The sequence below is a fragment of the Streptomyces fulvoviolaceus genome, from assembly GCF_000718165.1.
GTDB lineage: Bacteria > Actinomycetota > Actinomycetes > Streptomycetales > Streptomycetaceae > Streptomyces > Streptomyces fulvoviolaceus.
The window spans coordinates 1-16,836 of record NZ_JOEY01000027.1 but is presented as its reverse complement, the minus strand read 5'-3'; the positions used below and the strand labels follow the sequence as shown (position 1 = coordinate 16,836).

15 protein-coding genes are annotated in these 16,836 nt (G+C 67.2%); 8 read left to right on the top strand and 7 right to left on the bottom strand.

The features are described from left to right. Positions 1-2: 2 nt before the first annotated feature. The gene (locus tag IG08_RS0127820; protein WP_030608060.1) at positions 3-1,085 is read right to left on the bottom strand and encodes an inositol-3-phosphate synthase; all 1,083 of its coding nucleotides are present in this window, start codon (positions 1,083-1,085) and stop codon (positions 3-5) included. Between the two features lie 44 nt (positions 1,086-1,129). Then, the gene (locus IG08_RS0127815; protein ID WP_030608056.1) at positions 1,130-1,810 is read right to left on the bottom strand and encodes a PadR family transcriptional regulator; all 681 of its coding nucleotides are present in this window, start codon (positions 1,808-1,810) and stop codon (positions 1,130-1,132) included. Between the two features lie 375 nt (positions 1,811-2,185). Between IG08_RS0127815 and IG08_RS0127810 the strand changes: the two genes are divergently transcribed. Both IG08_RS0127810 and IG08_RS0127805 read left to right on the top strand, forming a co-directional pair. Next, the gene (locus IG08_RS0127810; RefSeq protein ID WP_078655781.1) at positions 2,186-4,882 is read left to right on the top strand and encodes a transglycosylase domain-containing protein; all 2,697 of its coding nucleotides are present in this window, start codon (positions 2,186-2,188) and stop codon (positions 4,880-4,882) included. A gap of 108 nt (positions 4,883-4,990) precedes the next feature. Then, positions 4,991-6,493 (top strand): glycosyltransferase family 87 protein, encoded by a 1,503-nt coding sequence (locus IG08_RS0127805; protein WP_030608048.1) that lies wholly within the window; start codon positions 4,991-4,993, stop codon positions 6,491-6,493. An 81-nt stretch (positions 6,494-6,574) separates the two neighbouring features. Here IG08_RS0127805 and IG08_RS0127800 read toward each other — a convergent pair whose 3' ends face one another. The 3 genes from IG08_RS0127800 to IG08_RS0127790 form a co-directional block, all read right to left on the bottom strand. Next, positions 6,575-7,606 carry an alanine racemase gene (locus tag IG08_RS0127800; RefSeq protein WP_030608045.1) on the bottom strand — a complete coding sequence of 344 codons (1,032 nt, stop codon included), beginning with the start codon at positions 7,604-7,606 and terminating at the stop codon, positions 6,575-6,577. 83 nt (positions 7,607-7,689) lie between these two features. Further along, positions 7,690-8,811, bottom strand: a complete 1,122-nt coding sequence (femX, locus tag IG08_RS0127795; protein ID WP_030608041.1) for a peptidoglycan bridge formation glycyltransferase FemX — start codon at positions 8,809-8,811, stop codon at positions 7,690-7,692. Positions 8,812-8,990: 179 nt separating this feature from the next. Continuing rightward, positions 8,991-9,305, bottom strand: a complete 315-nt coding sequence (locus tag IG08_RS0127790; protein ID WP_030608038.1) for a hypothetical protein — start codon at positions 9,303-9,305, stop codon at positions 8,991-8,993. A 264-nt stretch (positions 9,306-9,569) separates the two neighbouring features. Between IG08_RS0127790 and rpsF the strand changes: the two genes are divergently transcribed. The 4 genes from rpsF to rplI all read left to right on the top strand — a co-directional run bounded on the left by rpsF (position 9,570) and on the right by rplI (position 11,293). Beyond that, complete coding sequence (rpsF, locus tag IG08_RS0127785; RefSeq protein ID WP_006604399.1) at positions 9,570-9,860, top strand: 30S ribosomal protein S6; 291 nt, start codon at positions 9,570-9,572, stop codon at positions 9,858-9,860. An 80-nt stretch (positions 9,861-9,940) separates the two neighbouring features. Then, positions 9,941-10,546, top strand: coding sequence for a single-stranded DNA-binding protein (locus IG08_RS0127780; RefSeq protein ID WP_030608033.1), 606 nt, complete (start codon positions 9,941-9,943; stop codon positions 10,544-10,546). A gap of 45 nt (positions 10,547-10,591) precedes the next feature. Then, positions 10,592-10,828 (top strand): 30S ribosomal protein S18, encoded by a 237-nt coding sequence (gene rpsR / locus IG08_RS0127775; RefSeq protein ID WP_003949403.1) that lies wholly within the window; start codon positions 10,592-10,594, stop codon positions 10,826-10,828. Between the two features lie 18 nt (positions 10,829-10,846). Then, a complete protein-coding gene (rplI, locus tag IG08_RS0127770) occupies positions 10,847-11,293 on the top strand; it encodes a 50S ribosomal protein L9 (protein ID WP_010032778.1) in 447 nt (148 codons plus the stop codon). A 144-nt stretch (positions 11,294-11,437) separates the two neighbouring features. Here rplI and IG08_RS0127765 read toward each other — a convergent pair whose 3' ends face one another. Continuing rightward, positions 11,438-12,784: an MATE family efflux transporter gene (locus IG08_RS0127765; protein ID WP_030608029.1), complete on the bottom strand. Its 1,347-nt coding sequence runs from the start codon at positions 12,782-12,784 to the stop codon at positions 11,438-11,440. A gap of 450 nt (positions 12,785-13,234) precedes the next feature. On the opposite strand from IG08_RS0127765, the gene dnaB reads away from it, so the two are divergent. Next, complete coding sequence (dnaB, locus tag IG08_RS0127760; protein WP_030608026.1) at positions 13,235-14,713, top strand: replicative DNA helicase; 1,479 nt, start codon at positions 13,235-13,237, stop codon at positions 14,711-14,713. A gap of 62 nt (positions 14,714-14,775) precedes the next feature. After that, positions 14,776-16,161, top strand: coding sequence for a serine hydrolase domain-containing protein (locus IG08_RS0127755; protein WP_030608024.1), 1,386 nt, complete (start codon positions 14,776-14,778; stop codon positions 16,159-16,161). A gap of 80 nt (positions 16,162-16,241) precedes the next feature. Here IG08_RS0127755 and IG08_RS0127750 read toward each other — a convergent pair whose 3' ends face one another. Further along, positions 16,242-16,694, bottom strand: a complete 453-nt coding sequence (locus IG08_RS0127750) for a GNAT family N-acetyltransferase (protein ID WP_030608021.1) — start codon at positions 16,692-16,694, stop codon at positions 16,242-16,244. Positions 16,695-16,836 lie beyond the last annotated feature (142 nt).

Sequence of the window (16,836 nt, the reverse complement as noted above, 5' to 3'; positions counted from 1 at the left end):
CCTTAGCGCTCGACCTCGCCCTTGATGAACTTCTCGACGTTGGCGAAGGCCTCGTCGTCGAAGTACTGGACCGGCGGGGACTTCATGAAGTACGAGGACGCCGACAGGATCGGGCCGCCGATGCCGCGGTCCTTGGCGATCTTCGCGGCGCGCAGGGCGTCGATGATGACACCCGCGGAGTTCGGGGAGTCCCAGACCTCGAGCTTGTACTCGAGGTTCAGCGGGACGTCGCCGAAGGCACGGCCCTCGAGGCGGACGTACGCCCACTTGCGGTCGTCCAGCCAGGCCACGTAGTCCGACGGACCGATGTGGACGTTGTTCTCGCCCAGCTCGCGGTCGCGGATCTGCGAGGTGACGGCCTGCGTCTTCGAGATCTTCTTGGACTCGAGGCGGTCGCGCTCCAGCATGTTCTTGAAGTCCATGTTGCCGCCGACGTTGAGCTGCATGGTGCGCTCGAGACGGACACCGCGGTCCTCGAACAGCTTCGCCATCACACGGTGCGTGATGGTGGCGCCGACCTGCGACTTGATGTCGTCACCGACGATCGGGACGCCCGCCTCGGTGAACTTGTCCGCCCACTCCTTGGTGCCCGCGATGAAGACCGGAAGGGCGTTGACGAAAGCGACCTTGGCGTCGATGGCGGCCTGGGCGTAGAACTTCGCCGCGTCCTCGGAACCGACGGGCAGGTAGCAGACGAGGACGTCGACCTGCTTGTCCTTGAGGATCTGGACGACGTCGACCGGCTCCTCGGCGGACTCCTCGATGGTGAGGCGGTAGTACTTGCCGAGGCCGTCGAGGGTGTGGCCACGCTGAACCGTGACGCCCTTGTTCGGGACGTCGCAGATCTTGATGGTGTTGTTCTCGCTGGCACCGATGGCGTCCGAGAGGTCGAGGCCGACCTTCTTCGCGTCGACGTCGAAGGCGGCGACGAACTCGACGTCACCGACGTGGTAGTCGCCGAACTGGACGTGCATCAGGCCGGGGACCTTGGACGCCGGGTCGGCGTCCTTGTAGTACTCGACTCCCTGAACCAGCGACGCGGCGCAGTTGCCCACGCCAACGATGGCTACGCGGACCGAACCCATTCCGGTTGCTCCCTGTGTGTACGAGTGAGGCCCTGGCAGGGGCCTCACGTGGTGGTGTCGCCGGGCGTATCCGGACCGGGGGTGTCCCCGGGCCGGGGCAGGACGCCCGGCGCTCCCTCTGTGGTGTCGCGAGCGGGTTCTCCGTGGGCGGGACCCTTCAGGTCCCGGCCCGCCCGCTCACTTTCGATGAGCTCGTTCAGCCAGCGCACTTCGCGCTCCACGGACTCCATCCCGTGGCGCTGGAGCTCAAGCGTGTAGTCGTCGAGGCGCTCCCGGGTGCGCGCCAGCGAGGCGCGCATCTTCTCCAGGCGCTCTTCCAGCCGGCTGCGACGGCCCTCGAGGACGCGCATGCGCACATCACGAGAGGTCTGCCCGAAGAAAGCGAAGCGAGCGGCGAAGTGTTCGTCCTCGTACGCGTCGGGCCCGGTCTGCGAGAGGAGCTCCTCGAAGTGCTCCTTACCTTCCGCCGTCAACCGATAGACGATCTTGGCGCGACGCCCTGCGAGTGGTGCGGCGAGGGCGTCCTCGGGGGCGTTCCCCGTCTCTTCGATCAACCAGCCGCTCGCGACCAGCGTCTTGAGGCAGGGGTACAGCGTGCCGTAGCTGAAGGCACGGAACACTCCCAGTGACGTATTGAGTCGTTTGCGCAGCTCATAGCCGTGCATCGGGGACTCGCGGAGCAGGCCGAGTACGGCGAACTCGAGGATCCCGGAACGCCGGCTCATCGTCGCCTCCTCCCTGTCGCTGCCTCGTCGGCACGGTCTTTATGCCGAGCTGATGTATCGACTCGATACATCAGGACGATAGAACGGCCTTCCGGATGCTGCAAGAGAGGGGATGGTGAACGGGATCACATCACCGATTCATGGGAAGCGAGTTGCCTGATTTGGGGTGAACTTCGGGGCTAGGCAGGTTTTGACGGTGCGTAGTCTGTGCGCCATGCACACCACCGGGAACCGAGTGACGCCTGGGGGGCGTCACAGTCCTCGGTGCAGTACGGGTGAATGCGGAACCGACCACATCCGTACTTCGGGGGGACCGGAAACCAGCCGCCGTTTCCAGGCGCGCAAAGGTGCGCCTGCCCGAGGAGTAGTCGTTCGATGAGCGAGCACCGTCGCAAACCGCCGCAGCCGCAGGGAGGCGGACGTGCCGCGGCCCGACGCGGCCAGTCCGGCTCGTCCTCCGGCCGCCGCGCGGCACCGCGAGGCGCCACCGGGTCTCTGTCCGACTCCTATGGGGCGAGCTCCCAGGATTCGGATTCCTACGGTTCGGGAGGCGAGGACCGTCAGTACGGCGGCCGCGCCGAGGCCCGCCGTGCGGCACAGAGAAGCACAGGGAGCCGCCGCAGAGCGGCCGAGCCGGCAGGCCGCGCTGGTCGGCGCGGTGCTCCCGGTGGCCCGAACGGCCCGGGACGAGGCCGAGGGCGCTCAGCCACTCCCGGCAAGAAGCGGATCATCGACTATCCGCGCGCGGGCAAGTACGGCGTGGCGCGCTGGGTGCCGTCGTGGAAGCTGGTGAGCGGGCTCTTCATCGGATTCTTCGGCAGCATGGTGGCCGCCGCGGGCATCGCCTATGCCATGGTGGATGTGCCGGACCTCGCGAAGACCGCAACGGCCCAGAACAACGTCTTCTACTGGTCCGACGGCAGCGAGATGGTCGCCACGGGTGGTGAGACGAACCGCCAGAACGTCAACCTCTCGCAGATCCCCAAGGCGATGCAGAACGCCGTCATCTCGCAGGAGAACAAGACCTTCTACACCGACAGCGGCATCGACCCGAAGGGCATCGGCCGTGCCGTGTTCAACATGGCCAGGGGCGGTGAGACGCAGGGTGGCTCGACCATCACCCAGCAGTACGTGAAGAACGCGATGCTGGACGACCAGTCGCAGACGGTCTCGCGAAAGTTCAAGGAGATCTTCGTCTCGATCAAGGTCGGCACCACGGTCTCGAAGGACGACATCATGGCCGGCTACCTGAATTCCGCGTACTACGGCCGCAGTGCCTACGGAATCCAGGCGGCCGCGCGCGCGTACTTCAACAAGGACGCCGTCGACCTGGACCCGGGCGAGTGTGCCTTCCTGGCGGCGATGCTCAAGGGGGCCACGTACTACGACCCTGCGGGCTCGACGTCCATCGACCCGACCGGTGCCACTCCTCAGGCCAACAGCAAGCGGGCCCTGGCACAGATGCAGGACACGCTCGACAAGATGGTCGAGTACGGCCATCTGAGCGCCGCGGACCGGGCCAAGTACACAGAGCTCCCCAAGTGGCAGAACCCGCGCTCGAACAACGAGCTGAGCGGCCAGATCGGCTACCTCGTCGACCTCGCCAAGGCATATCTGATCAACAACAACTACGTCAGCGCCGACAAGATCCAGCAGGGCGGCTTGTCGATCTACACGACCTTCGACAAGAAGAAGGTCAACGAGCTCGAGGAAGCGGTCACCAAGGTCCGCAAGGCGAACATCAAGCCCAAGGAGCGCCCGGAGGACACCTTCGTTCAGTTCGGAGGGGCCTCCGTGGATCCGACCACGGGTGCGATCCGGGCCTGTTATGGGGGCGAGGACGCGACCAAGCACTTCACCAACAACTGCGACTCGACCGGTGCCCAGGTCGGTTCGACGTTCAAGACGTTCGTGCTCGCGGCGGCGATGAAGTGGGGTGTGCGCGACCCGGACCTGGGCGAGAGCCAGGCACAGGACGAGCGCACCGTCGTCTCCCCGAAGAGTCTGTACAGCGGCAAGAACGACCTCAAGATCGAGAACTACGACAAGTCGGTCTGGAAGAACGAGAAGGGCAAGGAGTGGCTCCAGGAGAACGACGGGCAGGAGTCGTACGGCTCGGCCCCGAAGTACCAGATCGATCTTCGTGAAGCGATGCGGGAATCGGTGAACTCCGCCTATGTGCAGCTCGGCATGGACGTCGGCCTGGACAAGGTGAAGGAGTCGGCCGTGGATGCGGGCCTGCTGGAGAGCAGCCTGGCCGGCACCAGCTACCCGTCGTTCTCCATCGGCATCTCCGACCCGAGCGCGATCCGCATGGCGGGCGCCTACGCCACCTTCGCGGCCAGCGGCAAGCAGAACGACCCGTACTCCGTGGAGAAGGTCACCGGCAAGGACGGCGCGGTCTTCACCCACAAGGCAGACCCCGAGCAGGTGTTCGAGTCGAAGGTCGCCGACAACGTCACGGACGTCCTCAAGACCGTGGTCGAGGACGGTACGGGTACCAACGCCCAGCTGACCGGCCGCGAGGTGGCGGGCAAGACCGGTACCACCGACGGCAACAAGTCCGCCTGGTTCGTCGGCTACACCCCGCAGCTGTCCACGTCGATCACGATGTTCCGGATGGACGACGACGAGACCAAGAAGAACCGCCAGTTCCTGGAGATGTTCGGAACAGGTGGTCAGAAGAAGATCCACGGTGCTTCGTTCCCGTCCGAGATCTGGCACGACTACATGGAGCAGGCGCTGAAGAACGAGCCGGCGGAGAAGTTCCCGACGCCGGAGCCCATCGGTGAGATCGTCAACGACGTCCCGAGCCCGACGGCCGTTCCGACGCCCACGGAGACCGAGTCGGCCACCCCGACTCCGAGCCCGACGCCCAGCGAGACGGTGACCTCTCCGACGCCTTCGGCGACCGAGACCTGCCAGTTCGACTGGCAGTGCGATGACAGCGGTGGGACGGACAGCGGTGGCACCGACGGGGGTGTGACCTCGACACCCACGGCCACATCGACGGAGGAGAACGGCAACAACGGCAATAACAACGGAGGCATCTTCGGAGGCCCAGCCGGTTAGGCGCCATATCGCCCGCCGCGGGTGTTTCACGTGAAACATGGGCCGTCGCACCCACCAGGTGCGGCGGCCCTCGGCGTATTCCTAGGCGCGTACGGCAGGATGTGCGGCATGCCCAGTGCTGAATCGACGCAAGCGAGCGTGCACGAGCCGGATCCGGTGCGGCCGACCAAGGACGACGAGATCGCCAGGAACGGCAGCGAGCTCATCGGTGGACCCATCGGGCGGCGAGCCCTGTTCGGATCGTCCTGGTGGACTCCCGTCCGTATCGTCGCGCTGGTGGCGATCGGTATGTTCGCCCTCGGTCTGGTCCAGAAGGCGCCTTGCTACAACGGCGCCTGGTTCTTCGGCGCCAGCTCGCAGTACACGCACGCCTGCTACTCGGACATCCCGCACCTCTACTCGGGGCGTGGCTTCGCCGACGGGCTGGTGCCGTACTTCGACAAGCTGCCCGGCGACATGCAGTACCTCGAATACCCGGTGCTGACCGGTGTGTTCATGGAGGTCGCCTCCTGGCTCACACCCGGCAGCGGGAGCATCCAGGACCAGGAGCAGTGGTACTGGATGGTCAACGCCGGGATGCTGATGGTCTGCGCGGCCGTCATCGTGGTCTGCGTGGCCCGTACGCAGGCCTGGCGGCCATGGGACGGCCTGCTGGTCGCTCTGGCGCCCGCTTTCGCACTGACCGCCACCATCAACTGGGACCTGCTGGCGGTCGCTCTGACGGCCGCCGCGATGCTGATGTGGGCGCGGGGCCGCTCCCTTGCCTTCGGTGTCCTGCTGGGGCTCGCCACGGCAGCCAAGCTCTATCCCGTCTTCCTGCTCGGGCCGCTGTTCCTGCTGTGCTGGCGCGCGGGCAAGTGGCGGGACTTCGGCAAGGCCCTGGGCGGCGCGGCCGTCTCCTGGCTCGTGGTGAACCTGCCGGTGATGCTCTTCGCCTTCGACGGCTGGTCGAAGTTCTACACGTTCAGCCAGGAGCGGGGTGTGGACTTCGGGTCTTTCTGGCTGATCATGGCCCAGAACTCGACCGACCCGCTCAGCACCGACACCGTGAACACACTCGCCACACTGCTGGTCCTGCTGTGCTGCGGGGGTATCGCGGCGCTGACGCTGACCGCCCCGCGCCGTCCGCGCTTCGCCCAGCTCGCGTTCCTGATCGTCGCGGCGTTCATCCTCACCAACAAGGTCTACTCGCCGCAGTACGTCCTGTGGCTGGTGCCGCTGGCCGCGCTGGCCCGGCCGAAGTGGCGGGACTTCCTGATCTGGCAGGCCTGCGAGGTGGCGTACTTCCTGGGCATCTGGATGTACCTCGCGTACACGACCAGCGGGGACGCCCACAAGGGCCTGCCGACCGACGGCTACCACTGGGCCATCGGGCTCCACCTGCTGGGCACGCTGTACCTGTGCGTCATGGTCGTACGCGACATCCTCATGCCGGAGCGGGACGTGGTGCGCCGGGCCGGCGACGACGACCCCTCGGGCGGTGTCCTCGACGGCGCGGAGGATGTCTTCGTCCTCGGTCCCGCCGCCCATCCGCCGCGGCACGCGGCCCACTTCGACGGACCGCAGGTGGAGTGGGGCAGCGGCGAGAAGGCCGCCGACGGTTCGCTCTGAGCGAACAGCCCCTGAGTCACGTACGCGAAAGGCCGTACACGGAAGAACCCGTGTACGGCCTTTGTGCTGTGTCTACGGTGCTCAGCGGTCGACGATCCGGTCGAACTGCGTGGTGGTGTGCCGCAGATGGGCCACCAGCTCCTCGCCCACCTTCGGCTCCGGGGCGTCGGAGGGCACGAACAGGATGGAGACCTGCATGTGCGGCGGCTCGGCGAACCAGCGCTGCTTGCCGCCCCAGACGAACGGAGAAAGGTTCCGGTTGACCGTGGCGAGGCCGGCGCGGGCGACGCCCTTGGCACGCGGCATGACGCCATGCAGTGCCTTGGGGGCCTCCAGGCCCACCCCGTGCGACGTGCCGCCCGCCACGACGACCAGAAAGCCGTCGGAGGCCGCCTTCTGCTGCCGGTAGCCGAAGCGGTCGCCCTTGGAGACGCGGGTGACGTCCAGGACCGCCCCGCGGTACTCGGTGGCCTCGTGGTCCCCCAGCCACAGCCGCGTGCCGATACGGGCGCGGAAGCGGGTCTGCGGGAACTGCTGCTGCAGCCGGGCGAGGTCCTGGGCCTTGAGGTGGCTGACGAACATGGTGTGCAGCGGCAGGCGGGCCGCGCGCAGCCGGTCCATCCAGCCGATGACCTCCTCGACGGCGTCCGAGCCGTCGGTGCGGTCCAGCGGCAGGTGGATCGCGAAGCCCTCGAGGCGGACGTTCTCTATGGCGGCGTGCAGCTGCGGGAGGTCCTGCTCGCTGATGCCGTGCCGCTTCATCGAGGACATCACCTCGATGACCACCCGGGCGCCCACGAGGCCGTAGACCCCGTCGATCGACGACACCGAGCGGATGACCCGGTCGGGCAGCGGAACGGGCTCCTCGCCGCGCCGGTACGGCGTCAGCACGAGCAGGTCACCTCCGAACCAGTCCTTGATCCGCGCAGCCTCGTACGTCGTGCCGACGGCGAGGACGTCCGAGCCCAGCCGTGTGGCCTCCTCGGCCAGTCGCTCGTGTCCGAAGCCGTAGCCGTTGCCCTTGCAGACCGGGACGAGTCCTGGGAACTGGTCCTGCACGTGCTTGTGGTGCGCACGCCAGCGCGCGGTGTCGACGTAGAGCGTGAGCGCCATGGCCGGACCTGGAACCTTTCTCGTGGCTGCGGTGTATCAGAGGTATGGAAGCTATCGAAGCAAACGGCCGGGGCCGGCGGGTCTCAGCGGCGCGACATGTAGATGTCGAGTGCCTTGTGGAGCAGCTTGTTGAGCGGGAAGTCCCACTCGCCGAGGTACTCGGCGGCCTGGCCGCCCGTGCCCACCTTGAACTGGATCAGGCCGAAGAGGTGGTCGGTCTCGTCCAGCGAGTCGGAGATGCCGCGCAGGTCGTAGACGGTCGCGCCGAGCGCGTAGGCGTCGCGCAGCATGCGCCACTGCATCGCGTTCGAGGGCCGGACCTCACGGCCGATGTTGTCGGAGGCGCCGTAGGAGTACCAGACGTGCCCGCCGACGATCAGCATCGTCGCCGCCGACAGGTTCACGCCGTCGTGGCGGGCGAAGTACAGCCGCATGCGGTTGGGGTCCTCGGTGTTGAGGGCCGTCCACATGCGCTGGAAGTACGACAGCGGGCGGGGCCGGAAGTGGTCGCGCACAGCCGTGATCTCGTACAGCCGCTGCCATTCCTCGAGGTCCTGGTAGCCGCCCTGGACTACCTCGACACCGGCCTTCTCGGCCTTCTTGATGTTGCGGCGCCACAGCTGGTTGAAGTTCTTGTGGACCTCTTCGAGCGACCGGTTCGCCAGCGGCACCTGGTAGACGTAACGGGGCTGGACGTCGCCGAAGCCGGCCCCGCCGTCCTCGCCCTGCTGCCAGCCCATCCGGCGCAGCTTGTCGGCCACCTCGAAGGCACGCGGTTCGATGAAGTCGGCCTCGATGTCGCGCAGCCGCTTCACGTCGGGGTTCTGGATGCCAGCCTTGATGGAGGTGGCCTCCCAACGCCGGATGATCACCGGCGGGCCCATCTTCACCGAGAAGGCGCCCTGGTGCTTGAGGTGCGCGAGCATCGGTTCCAGCCAGTCGGTGAGATTCGGCGCGAACCAGTTGATGACCGGGCCCTCGGGCAAGTAGGCCAAGTAGCGCTTGATCTTGGGCAGTTGACGGTAGAGGACGAGGCCCGCGCCGACCATCTCACCGGTCTTGTCGTCGAACCAGCCGAGGCTCTCGGAGCGCCACTCCGCCTTGACGTCGGCCCAGGCCGGAACCTGCATGTGGCTCGCCGACGGCAGGCTCTGGATGTACGCCAGATGCTGCTCGCGGCTGATTGTCCTCAGGGTCAGGCTCATTCGGGGCGCTCCTCGGGCTGGTGTGTCCCCATGGGTACAGGGGCTCCGGCTCTCGCGCCGAAGCCTACTGCGCCTTGCGAGCGCCCTGACTGGGCGTACGGAACCTTCGCCTCGGCCTGTGGGCCACCGAGGCGTTCCGCGCTGATTTATGAAGTGTTGGGCGGACGGTGTCCTTGGCGTCAGCCGACGACCCCGCCGAAGAGCCCGCCGTGCGCCATGCCGAGGAAGAAGCCGATCGCCGCGGTGCCGAGGCCCAGGATGAGGCCGAAGCGTTCGCGGGTCGTCTCCGAGATCCACTGGCCGTACGCGCCGGTGATGATCCCCACCAAGCCGGTCCAGGAGCTCAGCAAGTGGAGACTGTGGAACATCGCCGTGACGAAAGACATGATGCCCAGCACCAGGGTCACCGCGAGCAGCGTGTCCTGGAGCGGGTGGGGCTTGCCGTCCGTGGCGAACAGGCCTCCGACGGTGTTGGGTCGCAATGCTTGTGCCATGGGGCACCTCCTGCGAAAGGCGGCGCATCGTAGCGCCATACACACCCGATGTGTACAGATTGACGGTCCCCACGGCCGGATTTCAACCGGAAGCCGGTGTGCGGGTACTCTGTAGCCTCTGCAGCGGTGTCTGCCCACGTCACGACAGGGACTTCCACTCGGGAGCCCCGATTGTCAGTGGCGGCCGATACCGTTGCGTACGCATCACAACCCTCCTGCCACGGAACCGCCGTGGCCGTTGAGTCCAAAGGAGGTGGGTTCCACATGCGTCACTACGAGGTGATGGTCATCCTCGACCCCGATCTGGAGGAGCGCGCTGTCTCCCCCCTGATCGAGAACTTCCTCTCCGTCGTCCGTGAGGGCAACGGAAAGGTCGAGAAGGTCGACACCTGGGGCCGTCGTCGTCTCTCGTACGAGATCAAGAAGAAGCCCGAGGGCATCTACTCGGTCATCGACCTGCAGGCCGAGCCTGCGGTCGTCAAGGAGCTCGACCGCCAGATGAACCTGAACGAGTCGGTCCTCCGGACCAAGGTCCTCCGCCCCGAGACCCACTGAGCATCCCGCTCAGCTGATCTCGGGATTCGAGTAGCAGCAGCACCAAGCAGCCAGCAGCAAACCCGCCGAGAGGTTCCCCCATGGCAGGCGAGACCGTCATCACGGTCGTCGGCAATCTTGTCGATGACCCCGAGCTGCGCTTCACCCCGTCCGGTGCGGCGGTCGCGAAGTTCCGTGTCGCGTCCACCCCCCGCACCTTCGACCGTCAGACGAACGAGTGGAAGGACGGCGAGAGCCTGTTCCTGACCTGCTCGGTCTGGCGTCAGGCGGCGGAGAACGTCGCCGAGTCGCTCCAGCGAGGCATGCGCGTCATCGTGCAGGGCCGGCTGAAGCAGCGGTCCTACGAGGACCGTGAGGGCGTCAAGCGCACGGTCTACGAGCTGGACGTCGAGGAAGTCGGCGCCAGCCTGCGCAACGCAACGGCCAAGGTCACCAAGACCGCCGGCCGCGGTGGGCAGGGTCAGGGTGGTTACGGCGGCGGTGGCGGCCAGGGCGGCGGCAGCTGGGGTGGAAGCTCCGGCGGCGGTCAGCCGGCCGGCGGCGGTGCTCCCGCCGACGACCCGTGGGCGACCGGCGCTCCCGCCGGTGGCAGCCAGGGCGGCGGCGGTGGCGGCGGCTGGGGTGGAAACTCCGGCGGCAGCGGCGGCAGCGGTGGCGGCGGCTACTCGGACGAGCCCCCCTTCTAAGGGCGGGTTCGTACCCAAACTTCTTGATCACACAGGAGAAACACCATGGCGAAGCCGCCTGTGCGCAAGCCTAAGAAGAAGGTCTGCGCTTTCTGCAAGGACAAGGTCACGTACGTGGACTACAAGGACACGAACATGCTGCGGAAGTTCATTTCCGACCGCGGCAAGATCCGTGCCCGCCGCGTGACCGGCAACTGCACGCAGCACCAGCGTGACGTCGCCACGGCCGTGAAGAACAGCCGTGAGATGGCGCTGCTGCCCTACACCTCCACCGCGCGATAAGGGAAGGGTGACCGAAACATGAAGATCATCCTCACCCACGAGGTCTCCGGCCTCGGTGCCGCGGGCGACGTCGTCGACGTCAAGGACGGTTACGCTCGCAACTACCTGATCCCGCGGAAGTTCGCTATCCGCTGGACCAAGGGTGGCGAGAAGGACGTCGAGCAGATCCGTCGTGCTCGCAAGATCCACGAGATCCAGACCATCGAGCAGGCCAACCAGGTGAAGGCCCAGCTCGAGGGCGTCAAGGTTCGTCTGGCCGTTCGCTCCGGCGACGCCGGTCGTCTCTTCGGTTCCGTCACCCCGGCCGACATCGCTTCTGCGATCAAGGCTTCCGGTGGCCCCGAGGTCGACAAGCGCCGCATCGAGCTCGGTTCGCCGATCAAGACGCTGGGCGCTCACGAGACGTCCGTGCGTCTGCACCCCGAGGTTGCCGCCAAGGTCAACATCGAGGTCGTCGCGGCCTGATCGCTGCACTCGGCTTGGACAGCTGAGAAGGGGCCGCACCCATCAGGGTGCGGCCCCTTCCGCGTGCTCTGGGCCAGGTCTGCGGGGTCATGTTTCACGTGAAACGGTCAGTGCGGTCGGCTGGGCGTGTTTCACGTGAAACAGTCAGCGCGTCGCACCGGTCACCAGCCAGCGACCCGAGCGGGCGCGCAGCCACAAGGTCAGCATCCGCACCGCCATCATCAGCGTCATCGCGGCCCAGAGGGCCGTCAGTCCACCGCCCAGCCCAGGAACGAGCAGGGCGACCGGGGTGAAGACCGCCAAGGTGAGCACCATGGCCCACGCCAGATAGGGGCCGTCGCCGGCGCCCATGAGGACTCCGTCCAGGACGAAGACGACACCGCAGATCGGTTGGGAGAGAGCCACGATCACCAGAGCGGGCAGGGCGGCGTCCTTGACCAAGGAGTCGCTGGTGAACAGCGGCAGGAACAGCGGCCGAGAGATCACGACCAGTGTCCCGAGCGCGATGCCGACCGCAAGACCCCACTCCACCATGCGGCGGCAGGCCTGACGGGCGCCCTCGGTGTCGTCGGCGCCCAGGTATCGCCCGATGATGGCCTGCCCGGCGATGGCGATGGCGTCGAGCGCGAAGGCAAGCAGGCTCCACAGGGACAGGATGATCTGGTGCGCGGCGATGTCGGCGTCCCCCAGGCGGGCTGCGACGGCCGTGGCGATCATCAGGATCGCCCGGAGCGAGAGTGTGCGGACCAGCAGGGGCACGCCGGCCTGAGCGGAGGCCGTGATCCCGGCAGCGTCGGGGCGCAGGGAGGCACCGTGCCTCCGGGCTCCGCGGACGACTACCACGAGATAGGCCGCGGCCATGCCGAACTGCGCGATCACGGTGCCCCAGGCGGAGCCTGCGATGCCGAGATCGGCGCCGTAGACGAGGCCAGCGTTGAGGGCCCCGTTGGCGATGAAGCCCGCGACGGCGACATAGAGCGGGGTCTTCGTGTCCTGCAGTCCACGCAGTACTCCGGTCGAGGCGAGCACGACGAGCATGGCGGGGATGCCCAGTGCCGAGATCCGCAGGTAGGTGATCGCGTATGGAGCGGCGGTGTCGGAGGTGCCGAAGAGCTCCACGATGGCCGGTGCCGTGGGCAGGACCACGGCGATGACGGCGGCACCGAGCAGCAGTGCCAGCCAGATGCCGTCCATGCCCTGGCGGATGGCGGCCGGGAGATCGCCCGCGCCGACGCGCCGGGCGACGGCGGCCGTGGTGGCGTAGGCGAGGAAGACGAAGACGCTGACGGCTGTCATGAGGAGGGCCGAGGCGACGCCGAGGCCGGCGAGTTGTGCAGTGCCGAGATGGCCCACGATCGCGCTGTCGGCCATCACGAAGAGGGGCTCGGCGACGAGCGCGCCGAAGGCCGGAACGGCGAGCGCGACGATCTCTCGGTCGTGCTGTCTCCGGGTGGCCTTGGGTGTCGCGGGGGCCTGTGTCATGAGCACCAATCTAATCGTCCACAGGTAAGAGACGCAATGGGGATCTGACCCTTACTCATCGTCACGCACTGTACGCCGCCGTGCCCCGCTCGATGTGATCTTGATCCGACTGGGAAAGTTTTTCTTCTGCACAGCCAGTGGACGGTGAACCTGCAGGTCAGGGGCGCTCTTCAGCGTAGAGGTAGAGCTTGTTCACAGGCCTGTCCACCGTGTCGTGCACAGGTTTTGCGGAGTTCTCCACAGCATCCGGGCCGTCGTCCACATGGCCTGTGGATAACCAGATTGGCTGACGGTGCCCGCAGGCCTACGGTGGTGCGACGCCCACTCCGTCCGTCGGCCTGGAAACCGTCACAAAACCGACGCGCCAGAACCGGAGTTGGGCCTCTTATTTGTCAGTGCCGTGCCGTAGAAAAGAGGGGCACGGCTAGGTCCGCTCGGCGGACGGGAGGAGGTGGCTCGGTGAGTATTTCCGAGCCCTTGGACGACCCGTGGGCCGACAGCGGTCCAAGTGATCGTCTGCCCGCCTCCCGCGGCCGGGGCAACGGAGGGCGGGGCCGCGATGAACAGCATGATCGCGGCCGGGACGACGGCGAGTGGGACGGCGGGGGTACGGCGTTCGAGCGCGTACCGCCGCAGGACCTTGACGCCGAGCAGTCCGTCCTCGGCGGCATGCTTCTGTCCAAGGACGCCATCGCCGACGTGGTCGAGGTCATCAAGGGCCATGACTTCTACAAGCCGGCCCACGAGACGATCTTCCAGGCGGTCCTCGACGTCTACGCGAAGGGCGAGCCGGCCGACCCCATCACGATCGCCGCCGAGCTCACCAAGCGCGGCGAGATCAACAAGGTCGGCGGCGCATCGTATCTGCACACGCTCGTCCAGACCGTGCCGACGGCGGCGAACGCCGAGTACTACGCGGAGATCGTGCACGAGCGCGCGGTTCTACGCCGTCTGGTCGAGGCCGGCACCCGCATCACGCAGATGGGATACGCGGCCGACGACGACGTCGACGAGATCGTCAACCGCGCCCAGGCAGAGATCTACGCGGTCACCGAGCAGCGCACCAGCGAGGACTACCTGCCGCTCGGCGACATCATGGAGGGCGCCCTCGACGAGATCGAGGCGATCGGCTCGCGCAGCGGTGAGATGACCGGCGTGCCCACGGGCTTCACGGACCTCGACTCGCTCACCAACGGCCTGCACCCGGGCCAGATGATCGTCATCGCGGCTCGTCCCGCCATGGGTAAGTCCACGCTCGCGCTGGACTTCGCCCGGGCCGCGTCCATCAAGCACAACCTGCCGAGCGTCATCTTCTCCCTCGAAATGGGGCGCAACGAGATCGCGATGCGTCTGCTGTCCGCCGAGGCCCGCGTCGCCTTGCACCACATGCGTTCCGGCACGATGACCGACGAGGACTGGACGCGCCTGGCGCGCCGGATGCCCGAGGTCTCCTCCGCGCCGCTCTACATCGACGACTCCCCGAACCTGTCGATGATGGAGATCCGCGCGAAGTGCCGCCGGCTGAAGCAGCGCAACGACATCAAGCTCGTGATCATCGACTATCTGCAGCTGATGCAGGCCGGTGGTTCCAAGCGTTCCGAGAGCCGTCAGCAGGAGGTCTCGGACATGTCCCGTAACCTCAAGCTCCTGGCCAAGGAGCTGGAGGTCCCGGTGATCGCGCTCTCGCAGCTCAACCGTGGTCCTGAGCAGCGCACGGACAAGAAGCCGATGGTGTCCGACCTGCGTGAGTCCGGCTCCATCGAGCAGGACGCCGACATGGTGATCCTGCTGCACCGCGAGGACGCCTACGAGAAGGAGTCACCACGCGCGGGCGAGGCGGACATCATCGTGGGCAAGCACCGTAACGGCCCGACGGCCACGATCACCGTCGCCTTCCAGGGCCACTACTCGCGCTTCGTGGACATGGCGCAGACCTGATCCACCGCACCTGGGCAATATGAGCTCGACTCCCGTGTGCCCCGCAGGGTGGACTGGCCCCCATGACGACACCTCAGGAAGAGCTGCTTCCCGGCACGCGCAGGGCACTGCTGCACCGGATCGCCGTGGCCCAGACCGAAGGGCGTGCGCCGTCGCTGGTCGCGGCGGTCGTACGGGACGGGCGGACCGTGTGGCACGGTGCGCGGACCTCGGTGGACGGGCACGGGCCGGACGAGAACGTGCAGTATCGGATCGGCTCGATCACCAAGACCTTCACCGCGGTTCTCGTGCTGAGGCTGCGGGACGAGGGTCTGCTCGACCTCGGTGATCCGTTGGAGAAGCACGTGCCCGGTACCGCGGCGGGGGAGGCCACCGTCGCCGAACTGCTCGCCCACACCAGCGGGTTGGCGGCCGAGTCGCCCGCGCCCTGGTGGGAACGTTCTCCCGGGTCCTTGCGCCCGGAACTTGCCGACGTGCTGGGGGATCAGCCCTTCCTGCACCCGGTCGGGCGCCGCTTCCACTACTCGAACCCCGGCTACACCCTGCTGGGGGCACTCGTGGAGAAGCTGCGGGGGGCTCCATGGGAGGAGGTGCTCCGGCGTGAGGTGCTCGAACCCCTGGGCCTCGGCCGCACGGGCGTACGTCCGGAAGCGCCCCATGCGGGCGGCTGGGCGGTGCACCCGTGGGCCGATGTGATGCTGCCCGAACCCGCCGAGGACCTTGGGCGGATGGCACCGGCCGGCCAACTCTGGTCCACCACCGCAGACTTGGCCCGGTTCGCAATCTTCCTGGCGGAGGGGGACGACCGGGTGCTGAGTGCGGAGGCCGTCAGGGAGATGCGGACGCCCGCGGCGCCGGCCGAGACTGCGGATGTCGTGGACGGTGCCACCTACGGTCTCGGGATGCAGATCCAGCATCGCCACGGCCGGCTGCTCGTGGGCCACTCGGGGTCGCTGCCGGGCTTCCTCGCGAATCTCACCATCAGCGTGGCGGACGACATCGCGGCGGTGGTGCTCGCCAACTGCACCTCCGGTCCGTTGGTGTCCACCGTGGGCGCCGATCTCGTACGGATCGTCGCCGAGGCCGAACCGAGGATTCCCGAACCGTGGCGCCCGCTGCCCCAAGCCGACGCGGCCGCGCTGGAGTTGGTGGGGCAGTGGTACTGGGGGACGCACGGGTTCGCGCTACGGCTGACTGCCGACGGCCTCGCGTCGTTGGAGCCCTTGTCCGGTAACGGCCGCCGCTCGCGCTTCCGGGCGAACGGTGACGGTACCTGGACAGGGTTGGAGGGCTACTTCGCCGGGGAGCTCCTGAAGGCCCTACGGCGGCCGGACGGGTCCGTGGACCACCTCGACCTTGGATCGTTCGTCTTCACTCGTCAGCCGTACGACCAGGGGTCTTCCGTGCCAGGTGGAGTGGATCCGCAGGGGTGGCGGGGCATCGGTTAGAGGTTTTCGCGCGCTTGGCGCTCTGTTTCACGTGAAACAGAGCGCTTCGCCTCGTCGCAAGGGCTCGTCGCGGCAGCCCGTCACAGGGGCAGCTTGAAGCCCACGTGTGAGGCGGTGAAGCCGAGCCGCTCGTAGAAGCGGTGGGCGTCGGTGCGCGTGTTGTCGGAGGTCAGCTGTACCAACTGGCAGTTCTGGCGCCGGGATTCGTCGATCGCCCACTCGATGAGCCGTGTTCCCAGGCCACTGCCGCGCTCGTCGGCGTGGATGCGCACACCTTCGATGATCGACCTGGTGGCGCCGCGCCGGGACAGCCCGGGAATGATCGTGAGCTGGAGAGTGCCGACGACACGACCCTCGCGTGCGGCGACGACCACATGCTGGTTCGGGTCGGAGGAGAGGCGCTCCAGTGCGGCCAGGTACGGAGTCAGATCGTCCGGTGACTCACGCTGGGAGCCCAGAGCGTCGTCGGCGAGCATGGCGACGATGGCGGGGATGTCGTCTGGCGTGGCGGGCCGCATTTCAAGATCTCCCATGACTGCACTCTAAGTGGAGGCCTTCTGCGCAGGAGCCGTCGGTGCGGGTGTGCGGAGGGTCTCCACGGCTCGTACGAGCGGGGCGAGTTCGGGGTTCTGCGAGGCGGCGTCGAGGGCTTCGCGCAGGGCGGTCTCGTTGGTG

Excerpts from the sequence above, each read along its gene's own strand:
- rpsF (WP_006604399.1), top strand. The coding sequence starts at position 9,570 with ATGCGTCACTACGAGGTGATGGTCATCCTCGACCCCGATCTGGAGGAG.
- femX (WP_030608041.1), bottom strand. The coding sequence starts at position 8,811 with ATGAGCCTGACCCTGAGGACAATCAGCCGCGAGCAGCATCTGGCGTAC.
- IG08_RS0127805 (WP_030608048.1), top strand. The coding sequence starts at position 4,991 with ATGCCCAGTGCTGAATCGACGCAAGCGAGCGTGCACGAGCCGGATCCG.
- IG08_RS0127750 (WP_030608021.1), bottom strand. The coding sequence starts at position 16,694 with ATGGGAGATCTTGAAATGCGGCCCGCCACGCCAGACGACATCCCCGCC.
- IG08_RS0127755 (WP_030608024.1), top strand. The coding sequence starts at position 14,776 with ATGACGACACCTCAGGAAGAGCTGCTTCCCGGCACGCGCAGGGCACTG.
- IG08_RS0127815 (WP_030608056.1), bottom strand. The coding sequence starts at position 1,810 with ATGAGCCGGCGTTCCGGGATCCTCGAGTTCGCCGTACTCGGCCTGCTC.
- rpsR (WP_003949403.1), top strand. The coding sequence starts at position 10,592 with ATGGCGAAGCCGCCTGTGCGCAAGCCTAAGAAGAAGGTCTGCGCTTTC.
- rplI (WP_010032778.1), top strand. The coding sequence starts at position 10,847 with ATGAAGATCATCCTCACCCACGAGGTCTCCGGCCTCGGTGCCGCGGGC.
- IG08_RS0127820 (WP_030608060.1), bottom strand. The coding sequence starts at position 1,085 with ATGGGTTCGGTCCGCGTAGCCATCGTTGGCGTGGGCAACTGCGCCGCG.
- IG08_RS0127780 (WP_030608033.1), top strand. The coding sequence starts at position 9,941 with ATGGCAGGCGAGACCGTCATCACGGTCGTCGGCAATCTTGTCGATGAC.
- IG08_RS0127790 (WP_030608038.1), bottom strand. The coding sequence starts at position 9,305 with ATGGCACAAGCATTGCGACCCAACACCGTCGGAGGCCTGTTCGCCACG.
- IG08_RS0127800 (WP_030608045.1), bottom strand. The coding sequence starts at position 7,606 with ATGGCGCTCACGCTCTACGTCGACACCGCGCGCTGGCGTGCGCACCAC.
- IG08_RS0127810 (WP_078655781.1), top strand. The coding sequence starts at position 2,186 with ATGAGCGAGCACCGTCGCAAACCGCCGCAGCCGCAGGGAGGCGGACGT.